Origin of the sequence: Amycolatopsis sp. NPDC021455, assembly GCF_040640995.1 — a bacterium.
In the GTDB taxonomy this organism is placed as follows: domain Bacteria; phylum Actinomycetota; class Actinomycetes; order Mycobacteriales; family Pseudonocardiaceae; genus Amycolatopsis.
In genome coordinates this window covers 40840-54578 of sequence record NZ_JBFACT010000042.1, presented here as the reverse complement: position 1 = coordinate 54578, position 13739 = coordinate 40840, and the positions used below count along the sequence as shown (strand labels likewise).

The window sequence follows — 13739 nt, the reverse complement described above, 5'->3', positions numbered from 1 at the left end:
ATCATGAATGAGCGGGTAACCGGCTGCCATGACCGAATCCGAACAAGGGCCGCTGACCCCCGACGCACCCCGCCCTCCCGGCACCCCGGACGTCGACCTCGACGTCGAGATTCCCGAGGCCGAGCGCGAAAATCCCGACAGCCAGGACGTCGAGGAGGACGCCGGTCAGGTGGAACCGCCCAGCTGAGCCGGCCAGGGCCGCGCCGCGCCCAGCAGGCCGATCATGCCCGCCACCAGGCGCATCTGGTCCACCGTCCGGATGTCGGCTTCGACGAGCCGGGGTGAGCAGACCAGGATCGCGAGCGCCTGTGCCCGCGACAACGCCACGTTCAGCCGGTTCCTCGACAACAGGAAGTCCAGCCCGCGCGGCAGGTCGACCGCCGACGACGACGTCATCGTCGTGATCACCACCGGGGCCTCCTGGCCCTGGAACCGGTCCACCGTGCCCACCCGGACGCCGGGGAAGCCCGCGTCCGCCAGGGCCCGCGTCACCGTGCGCGCCTGCAGGTTGTACGGCGCGACCACGAGGATGTCGGCGTCGCCGAGCGGGCGGGGCGGACCGTGGTCCGTCCACATGCGACCGTGCACTTCGGACACGATCCGGACGACCTCGGCCGCTTCCTCCACCGATCGGGTCGTGTTGCCCTGGTGGTCGACCTCGGCCAGGTACAGGCCCGCGGCGACACCGTCCAAAGCGCGCTCCGCGGCCGAGGGGTGGGCGTGCAGCCGTCCGGCGTAGGACAGGTTCGACACCGGTTCGCACACCGCCGGGTGCATGCGCCGGGTCTCGTCGAGGAAATACCCCAGCGACGCGGGCATGATGTCCGCCTCGCCGATCAGGTGCCCCAGCGCCGAAGCCTCCGCGCCCGCCGGGTGCGTCCCCTGCACCACCTGGGGCAGCTGCTGCGGGTCGCCCAGCAGCAGGACATTGCGGGCGCACACGGACACCGCCAGCGCGTCCGCGAGGGCGAACTGGCCGGCCTCGTCGATGATCATGAGGTCGAACGGTTCTTCGCGGATCGCCGCGTTGGCGAACGTCCACGCCGTGCCGCCGACCAGGTGCCCGGTGTCGTGCTCTTCGCGCCACTTCACCAGTGCCGGGTTGCTCTTCGGCTGCTCCCACGGCGCGGCGGGGTCCGGCGTCTTCTTCGCGCGCTTGGCGCACGGCAGCTCCGGCGCGCTCTTCTTGGCCGCGCTCAGCACGTTCTCCACGGCCTTGTGGCTCGTGGAGGTGACCGCGACGGTCCGCCCGGCCCGCACGAGGTGGGCGATCAGCTTCCCGGCGAGGTAGGTCTTGCCCGCGCCCGGCGGCCCCTGCACGGCCAGCGTCGAACCGTCGAGGGCGTCGACCGCCTCGATCACCGTGGCGACCAGGTCCTCCCCCGGCTCGGGCAGCGCCGCGCCGCCGCGCAGCCGTGGTGGGGTCCGCCGGAGGAGGTCGACGCCGGGGTGCCGCGGGAGTTCCGGCAGGGTGTCGACGACCAGGCGGGCCAGCTCGGCGACCGCCTCGTCCTTGGGCGAGGGCCGCACCGGGCTGCCGGGCAGCACCGCCGTCGGCCGGTCGTTCGTCGTCGCGTCCGGCGGGCTGCTCTCCTCCAGCGTCAGCTCCACGGCCGAGGCGGCGACGACCTTCGCGTCGCGGGCCGTGTCGCCGTAGCGCAGCCGCACGTCGTCACCCGGCGCGAAGGGGTGCGGCCGGTCGGGGTCGCACGCCAGCTGCAGCGTCCGCTTCGCCGTCCGCGCCCGCCCGGCCGGGGGCACCCACTCCCCCGCCTCCAGCGAGACCGGCACGGCGCACGCGGTGTCCACCTCGAGGTCGCCGAGCGGGGCGGCGAGCCGGCGGAAGTACTCCCACCAGGCCGGGTTCGTCTCGCGGCGGTGGTAGCCGACGGACGCCGCCAGCAGCGCGCGGGCCCGCTCTTCGCCGGTGAACTCGCCCGGGTCGTCCGGCAGGCCGTCGAGCAGCGGGTCGACCAGCGCGGCCAGCTGCGCGGCCCGTTCGGCGCGGCGCTCGGCGGCGACGTCCTCCTCGGCCGCGCGCAGCAGCGCGTCTTCGGCGGATTCCTCGGCCGGCTCGGGGACGGCGATGCCCGCGTCGGCGCGGACCCGGTGCAGGAACTCGAACAGCCGCTGCGCCGAGCGGCAGTCGTCCTCGGTGTTCTCGCCGATGCGGCGCAGGACCTCGTCCGCGCGTTCCGGTTCCCCGGACTGCGCGAACGCCAGGTACTCCTCGTACGCCTCGACGTCCGACACGGCGGTCTTCCCGCGGGCGCCGGGCTGGTAGAGCGGCTCGAGGTGCCGGATCGAGTACGACCGCTGCGACACCCGCAGCGCCTTGCGCACGACCGCGTGCAGGTCCACCACCGCGCCGCTGCGCAGCAGGTGGTCGACGGTCTCCTCGCGGGTCCCGTGCACCGCCGCGAGCCGCTTGATCGCGGTGACTTCGTACGGCGCGTAGTGGTAGACGTGCGAACCCGGGTGCTCGGCGACGCGTGCCGCGGCGAAGTCGACGAACTCCTCGAACGCGCGCCGCTCCTGGGCCCGGCTGTGGGCCCAGAACGGCGTGAACTCCCCGTCGCCGGCCGCGCCGAACAGGTACTCGAGCCCCTCGCCGGACAGGGCGTGCGGGTCGCCGGCCACCTCGACGAACAGGTCTCCCGGCACGGGGACCGGCAGGGTGGCCAGCGCGCCGGGGTCGACGATCTCGTAGGCGACTTCACCGGTGGCGTCCTGCCTGACCTGCAGCGCGGCCTGGGCGCGCAGGGCCGCGAACGACGTCACGGACAGGTCCCGCGGCCGGTCGCCGGGGCCGGCCGCGGCCAGGGCGTCGATCGAGCCCAGGCCGGCGGCGACGAGCTTGCGGCGCTGGTCACCGCGCATCCCCGCGACGAGCGAGAGGTCGCGGTCGGCTTCCCGGGCCGACGCGCAGTGCTGGGCGAACCCGCAGCCGGCGCAGGCCGGGCGTTCGTCGGCCCACAGCGGGACCGGCAGCCGCGCCGGCCGCCCGCGCAGCCGGGCCCGCAGGCGGTCGACGAGCGGCCGGAAGTCTTCGACCCGCAGCGTCCGGGTGCCGCCGTCGCTCAGCCCGAGGTGCATGAGCGGGCCACCGTCGTGCCGCAGCGTGTCGGCGCACGCGGTCAGCTGCACCACCGCCGCGGGCGTCGCATGCCTGACCGGCTTCGCGGCGTACACCTCGTAGCGGCCTTCGCCGTCTCGGATCAGGTAGTCCACCTGGCCGGAGAACTCGCCGTCGGCGACGACGGCCCGGTGGATCACCGGTGCCCCGGAGCGCATGGCCTCCCGGGTCGCTTCCGCGGCGTGGTCCGGGTCGTCGATCTCGACCACTTCGCGGCCGCGGACGGGCGCCGGCTCCGTCCTCGCGCGGCCGCGCGCGACCTCCGGCTCGGCGGGCCGCGGCGCTCCCGGCGTGCCCGCGGCCCATGCCTGTTTCAGGATGCTGCGGTGCTCGCATTCGAGCAGGTCGGCGAGATCGGCTGGGGTGACCATCGCCGCGCAGTCTGACACGGCCGGTCACCCGGGCCGGAGCACGCCGTCCCCGACACGCCGAAACTTTCGGAATTCCCCGCTATATCGCCAATTCTTGACAGTGCGGACCCGTGCCCGCGATAGTGCGAGAACCGAACTGAATACTCGTGCACACGATGGGGGCACGGTGTCTCTCAGCGACGAGAACGAGCGGAACGGGCTGCGCCGACGGTCCTTCCTGATCGGCGGCGGAGCCGCCCTGGCCACTTCGATGTTCGGTGCCGTTCCGGCGCAAGCGAGTCCTCCGAACGCGTTCCCGGGCGACTACGACGGCTCGGACCTGTGGCTGCGCTACGAGCCGGTCGCCGATCCCGGCCTCCTCGCCCGGTACCGGGCCGCGCTCGGCGCGATCGTCGTGGAGAACGCCGGCCGCACCAAGGTCCACCGCCACACGGCGAACCTGAGCATGGCCCCCGGATCCACCGAGCACCTGGTGGAAAGCACCCTGGAAGCGGCGCGGGACGAACTCGTCCGGGGCCTCGGCGGGCTGCTGGGCCGCCCGGTGCCGGTGCGGGGCGGCTTTCCCGATCGCGCGGTGGTCGTGGGCACCCCGGACAGCTCGCCCCTGGTGCGCCGGCTCGTTCCCGCGCGCGACCTGACGCCGCTCGGCACCGACGGCTACCTCATCCGCTCGGTGTCCCGCGGCGGACACCGGGCGATCGTCATCGCGGGCACCACCGACGTCGCCGTGCTGTACGGGACATTCGCGTTCCTCCGCCGTCTCCAGGCTCAAAAATCCGTTGCCGACCTGGACATCTCGTCGGTCCCCCGTATCAACCACCGGTACCTGAACTACTGGGAGACCGAGCGCCTCTACGCCGGGAACAACGCGGCGGGAACCGGCGGGCTGAACGGCGAAAACGGCGCCATCTTCGACTTCACCGCCACCGGCGCTTCCGCCGCGCTGAACCTGCCGGTGATCCTCGACCGGTACCTCGTCGCGGCGCGGGCGATGGCGTCGGTCGGCATCAACGGCATCACGATCAACAACGTCAACGCCAACAGCTTCTACCTCACCCCGGCCGCCATCGAGCAGGAGGCCGCACTGGCGGACGCGCTGCGCCCGTACGGCGTCCGGCTGGCCGTGTCCATCAACTACGCGGCGCCGACGGACGCCCGGTTCGCGCCCGACACCCTCACCCGGGAAGAGCTGGATCCCTACAGCGCCAAGTTCCGGGACTGGTGGACCCGCCGGGCCCGGCTGCTGCAGGCCGCGATCCCCGACTTCCTGGGCTTCACCGTCAAAGCGAATTCCGAAGGCCAGCCGGGGCCGCAGGACCTGGGCTACGACCACGGTGACGGCGCCAACGGCATGGCGGCCGCGGTGGCGCCGCTCGGGATGCGGATCTTCTGGCGGACCTTCGTCTACAACGCCGACGTGGACCCGGACCGGCTGAAGCGCGCCTACCTGGAGTTCGGCCCCATCGACGAGGAGCCGCAGCCCGACGGCACGAAGGGCCGGTTCGCGCCGAACGTGTTCCTGCAGACCAAGAACGGCCCACTCGACTACCAGGCCCGGGAACCCGCCAACCCGCTCTTCGGCCGGCTGGAACACACCAACCAGGCCATCGAACTGCAGGTCACCCAGGAGTACACCGGGCAGAACACGATGCTGTGCTACCTCGGCCCGCTGTGGGAAGAGGTCCTGAAATCCGACACGTATGCCACCGACGAGCACGGCCTGCTGCTGAAGAAGCGCCTCGTCGGCAACGTGGTGGACGGCACGGCCCAGGGCCACTCCGACAGCGCGATCGTCGGCGTGGCCAACCTCGGCAACGCCGACAACCTGACCGGGCACCACTTCGCGCAGGCGAACCTCTACGCCTTCGGCAGGCTGGCGTGGGACTGGACCCTGGACGCCCGGAGCATCGCCGAAGACTGGGTCCGGCTGACCTGGAGCAACCGCGACTCCGTCGTCCGGATGATCGTGACGATGATGATGGGTTCCCGGGAAGCGCTGGTGAGCTACCAGACCCCGCTCGGCGTCGCGCACCAGTTCCGGTCCAGCGACCACTACGGCCCCAACCCCGCCGAGCGGCTCGCGCGGGACGACTGGAGCCCGGTGTACTACAACAAGGCCGACCGCGCCGGGCTCGGCTACGACCGCTCCCCCACCGGCAGCGGCTTCACCGCGCAGTACTTCCCGGTGCTCGCGGCCCGGTACGCCGACATCGAGACCACCCCCGAGAACCTGCTGATGTGGTTCCACCACGTGCCGTGGGACCGGCGGCTGCGCAACGGCCGGCTCTTCTGGGACGAGCTGGTGTACCGCTACCAGACGGGCGTCCACTACGTGACGTGGATGCGCCAGGCGTGGGACTCGCTCGAGCCTCACGTCGACGCGCGGCGCTTCGCCGAGGTGAAGGCCAAGCTCGCCGCCCACGAGGCCGACGCGGGCGCCTGGCGCGACACCTGCGTGCGGTATTGGCAGGAGTTCAACGGCCTGGCCGTCCCGACGAACGGGCCCCTCGCGATCGGGATCGTGGTCGGCGGCCGGACCATCGGCGGTTTCGACGCCGGCGCGCCGTCCTTCACCATCCCGGTGCCGGCGGGTGCTTCGCCGAAGATCACGAAGGTCGTCCCGGCCGATCCCGCCGTCAGGTGCGAAGTCCTCACGCAGGCTCGCGACGTGCCCGGGCGAGCCGTCGTGCGGGTCACCGGGAGGAGCTTCTTCGGGCCGATCCTCAAGGACTACGTGTTCGACTTCACCCGCTGAAGGCTTCCGGGGAACCTCCCGCCGGCCGCGTCCGTTGTCGTAGCCTACGGCACCGTAGGTTACGGTCGCGTAGGTACGGAAGGACGTTCCCCCATGCCGGTCCCCGAAACCACCCGCCTGCTGCACGAACTGGAAGGCACGGTCGAAGAGAACCTCAACCGGCACCTCGCGGCCGCCCAGGAGTGGATGCCGCACGAGTACGTCCCCTGGAGCCAGGGGCGCGACTTCGCCGAGCTGGGCGGGGAGGCCTGGGACCCGGAGCAGTCGAAGGTGAGCCCGATCGCGCGGACGGCCCTCGAGGTCAACCTGCTCACCGAGGACAACCTGCCCAGCTACCACCGCGAGATCGAGCGCGCCTTCGGCCGCGACGGCGCGTGGGGCACCTGGGTGCACCGGTGGACGGCCGAAGAGGGGCGCCACGGCATCTGCATCCGCGACTACCTGCTGGTCACCCGCGCCGTCGACCCCGTCGAGCTGGAGCGGATGCGGATGGAGACCATGCAGGCGGGCTACGACACCGGGGACAAGCCGCTGCTGAACGTCTGCGCGTACGTCTCGTTCCAGGAGCTGGCGACCCGGCTTTCCCACCGCAACACCGGCCGCTACACCCAGGACCCCCTGGCCGAGCGGCTGCTGGCCCGGGTGTCCACGGACGAGAACCTCCACATGGTCTTCTACCGCAACCTGGTCAAGGCGGCGCTGGAGATCTCGCCGGACGCCATGATGCGCGCGATCACCGACGAGGTGCTGACCTTCGCGATGCCGGGCGCGGTGATCCCGAGCTTCGCGCGCAAGGCGGCGCTGATCGCCAAGGCCGGCATCTACGACCTGCGCATCCACCACGACGACGTCGTCCAGCCGCTGCTGCGGTACTGGAAGGTGTTCGACCTGACCGGCCTCGGCCCGGTCGGGGAAGCGGCGCGGGAGGAGCTGGCCGTGTTCCTCAAGGGGCTGGACACGCAGGCGTCCCGGTTCGAGGAACGCCGTGACGCCGCCGAGGCGCGCCGGGTGGCGCGAGGCATAGTGGAGGCCTGAGCCGCACCCCGGGCCCGGGACGGCCAGGGCATACTGGGCGCCCACCGCAGGCACCGGCGTCCCGGGCCAGCACCGCCGGAACGCCCCCGAAGCCCGCCGGGCCGCGCGAGGCATAGTGGACGCCTGAGCCGTACCGCCGGAGGTCGCCGTGCCGCATCGAGGTCGCGTTCCCGGCGCCACCGGGCCCGTGCTGGGGCGCGCCCTGCGGGTGCTCGAAGCGTTCTCGCCGGACCGGCCGGCGCTGCGGCTGAGCGAGGTCGCGCGCCGGGCCGGGATCCCGGCCGCGACCGCGCACCGGCTGCTGCGGGAGTTCTGCGAGTGGGGCGCGCTGGAACGGGACGAAGCCGGCGTCTACCGCGTCGGGCTGCGGCTGTGGGAGCTCGGGTCGCTCGCGCCGCGGGGGCTGGGCCTGCGGGAGCTCGCCCTGCCGTTCCTGGAGGACCTCTCGCAGATCACCCGGGAGAACGTCCAGCTCGCGGTTCGCGAGGGCACCGAAGTGGTGTACATCGAACGGATCGCGGGCACCGGCGCCGTGCCCGTGCTGACCCGCGTCGGCGGGCGGTTCGCGCTGACCGCGACGGGCGTCGGGCTCGTCCTGCTCGCCCACGCCCCCGCCGAGGTGCAGGAGGACGTCCTCGGCCGCCCGATCGAGCGGTACACCAGCGAGACCGTCACCGACCCGGACCGGCTCCGGCACATGCTGGCCGACGTGCGCACCCACGGGTTCTCCATCAGCGAGCGCCAGGTGACCCTCGACGCGCTGTCGGTCGGCGCGCCGATCCACGACGCCCGGGGCCAGGTCGTCGCGGCCGTGTCGCTCGTCGTGCGGTGCGGCAGCGCGGCGCCGCACGCGCTCGCCCCGCTGGTCATGACCAGCGCCCGGGCGATCTCGCGCGCGCTTTCCATCTTATGAAATAGCCCTTCGTGGCACCCGGGCCGGTCGCGCACCCTGTGATCCGGCCCACCACGAAAGGACGTTTCCGATGAGCGCCATCCCCCGCGACCAGTGGTACGTCGCCGCCTACGGCTCCGAGATCGGCGGCGAACTGTTCAGCCGGACCATCTGCGGGGAACCGATCCTGTTCTGGCGGACGCGCGACGGGAGCGTCACCGCGATGGCCGACCGGTGCGTCCACCGGCGGTTCCCGTTGTCGCAGGCGCCTTCCCGGCTGGTCGACGACCAGGTCATCTGCGGCTACCACGGGTTCACCTACGGCGTGGACGGCAAGTGCGTCGCCGTGCCCGGGCAGACCCGCGTGCCGCGGACCGCGCGGCTGGCGCGCTACCCGCTGGTGGAGCAGGACTCCTTCGTCTGGGTGTTCATCGGCGACCCCGCGAAGGCCGACGCGGCCGCGATTCCGCGGGCGCCCTGGCTCGACTCGCCCGGCTACACCACGGTCCGCGGGATGGAGCCGCTCAAGGCGCGGTACTCGCTGCTGGTGGACAACCTGCTGGACCTGTCCCACGAGACGTACCTGCACGGCGGCTACATCGGCACCCCGGAGGTCGCCGAAACCCCGATCACCACCGAAGTCGACGACGAAGCCGGCATCGTCTACGTCTCGCGGCACATGGCCGACGCGGCGTGCCCGCCCTTCTACTCGAAGTCGACCGGCCTCGAAGGCCGCATCACGCGCTGGCAGGACATCGAGTACACGCCGCCGTGCCTGTACAAGCTGCACAGCCGGATCGCGCCGGTCGGGTCGGTGCCGAACCCGGACGGCACCGACCCGGATGCGTTCCACGTCGAGGTCGTCTACGCGATCACGCCGGAGACCGAGCACTCGACGCACGACTTCTGGGCGGTGGCCCGGGACTTCGCGCTCGACGACGAGGGCGTGTCGGCCTTCCTCGCGGAGAACAACCGCACGGTGGTGCTGCAGGACGTCGAAGCGCTCGACGTCCTCGAACAGGTCGTCGCTGCCGAACCGGACGGCTACCAGGAACTGTCGATCAACATCGACACCGGCGGCCTCGCGGCCCGCCGGATGCTGCAGCGGATGGCCACGCCGTGACGCGCCCCATGCTCACCGGTGACCGCGTCTACCGGATCCACTGGGTGCTCGGCACCGACCGCCTGCGCGCGGTCTGCCACTGCGGCGCCGAGCGCGAGTTCGAAGACCCGGTGGAGCTGTGGGAATGGCTCCTCGCGCACCCCGAAGGACACTGATGACTCTCGATCTTTTGGTGGACCGCAAGGAAAATCTGGCCGACGGTGTCGTGGCGCTCACCCTCCGCGCGCCCGGCGGCGAGCCGCTGCCGTCGTGGGAGCCGGGGGCGCACGTCGACCTCCTGCTGCCCGGCGGGATCGTGCGGCAGTATTCGCTGTGCGGTGATCCCGAGGACACGTCGGCGTACGTCGTGGCGGTGCTGCGGGAGCCCGACGGCCGCGGCGGTTCGGCGTACGTGCACGACAAGCTCCTCGCCGGAGATCGTCTCCAGGTGGACGGCCCGCGCAACCACTTCGCCCTCGTCGAAGCCGAGCGGTACCTGTTCATCGCGGGCGGCATCGGCATCACGCCGATCCTGCCGATGCTCGACCGGGTCGCTCGCTCGGGCCGCGAATGGCAGCTGGTGTACGGCGGCCGGACCCGCTCCTCGATGGCCTTCACGGCCGAGCTCGCCCAGCACGGCGACCGGGTGGTCTTCCGGCCCCAGGACGAATACGGCCTGCTCGACCTCCCGGCGCTGCTGGCCTCAGCGGGTTCGGGCACGGCGGTGTACTGCTGCGGCCCGGAACCGCTGCTGGCCGCGGTGGAGGCCCTCGAACCGGGCGACCTGCACGTCGAGCGCTTCACCGCCCGGCCGGACGAGGGTCCGCGCACGGCGTTCGAGGTCGAGCTGGCCGGCTCGGGCCGGGTGCTTCCGGTGCCGGCGGACCGGTCGATCCTGGAGGTGGTCGAGGAAGCCGGGGTCACGGTGCTGTCGTCGTGCCGGGAGGGGACGTGCGGCACGTGCGAAACCGGGGTGCTGGGCGGCGAACCGGACCACCGGGATTCCGTGCTGACCGCCGACGAGCGGCTGGAGAACGAGGTGATGATGCTCTGCGTGTCGCGCGCCTGCTCCCCGCGGCTGGTGCTCGACCTCTGACGAACAGGCGGCCGCGGCTCACAGCCACTTCACCTTGATTCTCGGGCCCGCGCCGACGATCCGGTGCTCGCCGCCGTAGGCCCGGACAGTCAGCCGGACGTCACCCAATCCGGCAAGGTCGATATTCCTTCGATCCTGGTGACTCGACAAGATATCCAGCGTCGTCAGCTGGGTTATCCGGGCGATTTGCGCAAGCTGACCCGGATCGATCGGCGTGGTCGTCGCGAGGACTCGCAGGCTTCCCACAGTGGTGAGCGGAGTGAAGTCCTCGACCTGGCAGTAGCGGATGGACAACTCTTCCAATGCGGAAAACCGGGCAATATGCTCAAGTTCCGCCAAGGGCTGGACGTCGAGGAAACCCAGCCTGCGGATCCCGGGAGCGTCCACAGCCAGTTGACACAGGCCACCGCGGATGCCCAGCCCGGCACCCTCGACAGTCCGCCCGAAATCCATAAAACGAAGGTCGGTCAAATTGCGGAGGAAGCCGAAGTCCACTCCATCGGAATATCGATACAGGCTCAAACCGGTCAAGTTTCGCAGATCGCCGAGAGGGGAAAAGTCCTCCACTTCTTCAAGTCGTTCCAAGCCCAGTGAAGACAAACTCGCCATGGACCGGAAGAACCCGAGGTCTGTCAGTGAGGCAACTCCGGGGTAGAAGAACAGCTGCTGCAAGTTCGGAAAGCCGGAGAGGCCACGGGGATCGACCGCCCCGCGAGGCGCCAGCAACAACGTTTCCAGTTCGGTGCACCGCGCCAGGGGTGCGAGGTCTTCGAAGTCGCCGGCAAGTTGAGCCAGGCGCAGGTACGGCAACCGCGGCAGCACTTCCAGATCCGTGAAGTCGCGCAGATCGATGCTCAAGTTGTTCAAGTGGCGAAGTCTGGGAACCGCGGGGAGGAGAACTTGGTCGTCGACCCAGAGATGCCCGCCGAGCAAAGGAGCATCGGCGAGGACGCGCGCGGCGTACTCGTCGGGGTCGAAGTAGCTCCACGCCGCGATCAGCTCCTTCTGCACAGCCGGCCTCGGATCGCGGCTGAATTTCTCCAGCACCGGCCAGGCGTCCGGGCCGTTGATCAATGCCGCGGTCCGGACGGTGGCGGCTGCCATGGCTTCCGAAAGGTCGGCGGGCGTGTCGAGCAGCCGTGGCAGCAAGACTTCGCCGCCGGCGGCGAGGGACCGGGCTTCGGCTTTCGACCGGGGCGGAATGAGCGCGGTCAGCGCGCTCTCCATGCGCTCGGCGAGCGCTATCGTCAGGGCGGGTGCGGACTCGGTCGCCGCCGCGGCGAGCAGGCGGAGTTTCCGCCGGGTTCTCGGTTCGGCGTCGGCCCGGTCGAACAGGCCCTGGAACAACTGCTCGCGCAGCGGCGCGTTGGCCAAGCCCGCGGCCATCACGATGATGTCCCGCCACTGGTCCAGGTGCGCGTTCTGCACGAGCAAGCCGACATCGCCCTGGTCCGCGGCCTCTTCCGCGGTCAGGAACTCCTGGAACGTGCGGTGCACGAAATCGATCCTGCCCGGGGCCGGCTCACGGACGATCCCGCTCCGCTGCACGAGGTGATCGAGCAGCTGCTCGGCGTCGTGGTCGACTCTCGGCATGGTCGCAAGCCGTTCGGAGAGGCGCCTGAGTGCCTCCTCCCTGCTCAGCTCGGACCGGCCGTTCACCGAGAGCCGCCAAGCCAGGTGCCGGAGCAACTGGCGACTCTCCTGGTTGCCGATCTTCAGCGAAGCGGGGATGCGCCGTTCGGCGTCACGCCGTTCCAGCAGCATCGACAACGCAGTCACGTAGAGCTCGAGCCGGTTGCGTGGGAGAAACGAAGCACGGTCCAGGTTGAGGGCGCACAACATGGCACACAACAGCGGCGTCGTCGCGAGGGCCCTCAAGTGGGCGTTGCCGTCCAAGCGGCTGAGAAGGACACCCTCGTATCGGGGAAGATCCTCCTCGGCACACGGCAGGCTTCCCACCTCCCGTACTGCTTTGTGCCAGTGGCGGACAAGGGCGCGCACATCGGCCTGGCTCATGTGCTCGATCCAAGCGGAATTGAACCCTTCCGCACTCAGCCACGACTTGGCGGCAGCCGACGGCCGCGAGGTGAGCACCAGCCTGATCTCGGGGAAAGCCTGGATCAGGTCTTTGAGCCACGCTCGTACCGCGGCGCGTTCATCGGCGGTGAGTTCGTCGACGCCGTCGACGAGCACGATCGCGCGCCCTGAGGCGAGTTGGCGGTGGACCCAGGCCGACGGCATCAGAGCGGTCAGTGCCTGCGCTGTCCCGTCGAGGAACTCCTCCGGCGACGGCAGCCTCCGGCCGGAGTAGCTGCGCAACTTGATCAGGAACGGGATGTACCCGTTGAGGCCGGCCAGCTCGTCGCGGAACGTCCCACGCGCGGCGTTGATGGCGAGCCAGCGCAGCAATGTCGACTTGCCCGAGCCGGCTTCGCCGCGGATCAGGATGCGGCCGGCCGTTGCCAACGCTCGCTCGGCTCGAACGGAGCCGTCTTGGCCGCGCATCGCATCGCCCCGCCACGAGAGCATTTCGTGGGCCGGCCCGAGCGAATCGGCGCCGGTGTCGCGGACAGTCAGGCTCACATAGGCGACGCTCAACGTCGTCCGGGGCCGGTAGCTGCGGGTATCCACTCCGAAGAGCTCGAGATCGTCGAGGGTTTCACTGATCTGCCGCAGGTACCGGGAGCGGAACTCGGCGTCCGACGCCGTGCCGTCGGGGGCCATCAAGGAAGGCGCCGGGAGCCGGTTGAGGACTCGTTCGAGCTGCTCGGCCAAGCCCGACACCCGGCCGAGCAACTCGGCACCGGCCCTCGCCGCGAACGGCGTCAAGTGCACGACGAGGCGGACGTAGTAGCCGCAGCACTCCTCGAGGACGCGGCGGTGGAACCACGTCCCGGCCTCGCTGAGACCGGCGCGTTCCGCCGCGTCCGGCAGGGTGGCGCGGAGGCGGCGCGCGAGCTTGGCCGGGTCCACATCGACTTCGAACAAGTCGGCGTCGGCCAGATCCGCTCGTTCGAAGGCGTCCACCACCTCGGCCAGCGCCGCCGACCGCTCCCCGTCGTCGAGGTTCGGAACTTCCTGCCGGCACAACAGCAGGAGCCGTTCGGACACCACATCGACCAGGGCTTCGATCTCGCGGTCGAAACGTCTGCGGAAGAAGCCGCCTCCCGTGCGTGCCTGCACCAGCTCCGCCAGCGAACTCTGCTGCTCGAACTCACTCTTGCGGCTGGTGAGCCACGACTTCACGGCGGAGTTCACGACCGCTGCGCCCACCTTCAGCACCAAAGGCTCCATGGGAGTCGAGTCGCGACTGCTTCACTCACTGTTACTGCACGGCGAGCCGGGCCGATCT

The 13739-nt window shown here is 70.9% G+C and carries 9 protein-coding genes; 7 read left to right on the top strand and 2 right to left on the bottom strand.

Features of this window, described 5'->3' with window-relative positions; all coding sequences use genetic code 11:
• Positions 1-28 precede the first annotated feature (28 nt).
• On the top strand, positions 29-187 hold the full coding sequence (locus tag AB0G28_RS33435) for a hypothetical protein (protein WP_361098320.1): 159 nt from the start codon (positions 29-31) through the stop codon (positions 185-187).
• Here the strand turns inward: AB0G28_RS33435 and AB0G28_RS33430 are convergent.
• Positions 166-3507 carry a TM0106 family RecB-like putative nuclease gene (locus tag AB0G28_RS33430; RefSeq protein WP_361098317.1) on the bottom strand — a complete coding sequence of 1114 codons (3342 nt, stop codon included), beginning with the start codon at positions 3505-3507 and terminating at the stop codon, positions 166-168. The genes AB0G28_RS33435 and AB0G28_RS33430 overlap by 22 nt on opposite strands.
• 166 nt (positions 3508-3673) lie before the next feature.
• On the opposite strand from AB0G28_RS33430, the gene AB0G28_RS33425 reads away from it, so the two are divergent.
• From AB0G28_RS33425 to AB0G28_RS33400, 6 genes are all read left to right on the top strand, one after another.
• Positions 3674-6262 (top strand): alpha-glucuronidase family glycosyl hydrolase, encoded by a 2589-nt coding sequence (locus AB0G28_RS33425; protein WP_361098314.1) that lies wholly within the window; start codon positions 3674-3676, stop codon positions 6260-6262.
• Positions 6263-6355: 93 nt separating this feature from the next.
• Positions 6356-7297: an acyl-ACP desaturase gene (locus AB0G28_RS33420; RefSeq protein ID WP_361098311.1), complete on the top strand. Its 942-nt coding sequence runs from the start codon at positions 6356-6358 to the stop codon at positions 7295-7297.
• Between the two features lie 148 nt (positions 7298-7445).
• A complete protein-coding gene (locus tag AB0G28_RS33415; RefSeq protein ID WP_361098308.1) occupies positions 7446-8210 on the top strand; it encodes an IclR family transcriptional regulator in 765 nt (254 codons plus the stop codon).
• Positions 8211-8280: 70 nt separating this feature from the next.
• Positions 8281-9312, top strand: a complete 1032-nt coding sequence (locus tag AB0G28_RS33410; RefSeq protein ID WP_361098306.1) for an aromatic ring-hydroxylating dioxygenase subunit alpha — start codon at positions 8281-8283, stop codon at positions 9310-9312.
• Positions 9309-9467, top strand: a complete 159-nt coding sequence (locus AB0G28_RS33405) for a hypothetical protein (RefSeq protein WP_043791512.1) — start codon at positions 9309-9311, stop codon at positions 9465-9467. Before AB0G28_RS33410 ends, AB0G28_RS33405 begins: the two co-directional genes overlap by 4 nt.
• Positions 9467-10387, top strand: a complete 921-nt coding sequence (locus AB0G28_RS33400; protein ID WP_361098302.1) for a PDR/VanB family oxidoreductase — start codon at positions 9467-9469, stop codon at positions 10385-10387. Before AB0G28_RS33405 ends, AB0G28_RS33400 begins: the two co-directional genes overlap by 1 nt.
• An 18-nt stretch (positions 10388-10405) precedes the next feature.
• Here the strand turns inward: AB0G28_RS33400 and AB0G28_RS33395 are convergent, their stop codons facing one another.
• Positions 10406-13669, bottom strand: a complete 3264-nt coding sequence (locus tag AB0G28_RS33395) for an NACHT domain-containing protein (protein WP_361098299.1) — start codon at positions 13667-13669, stop codon at positions 10406-10408.
• Between the last annotated feature and the right edge of the window lie 70 nt (positions 13670-13739).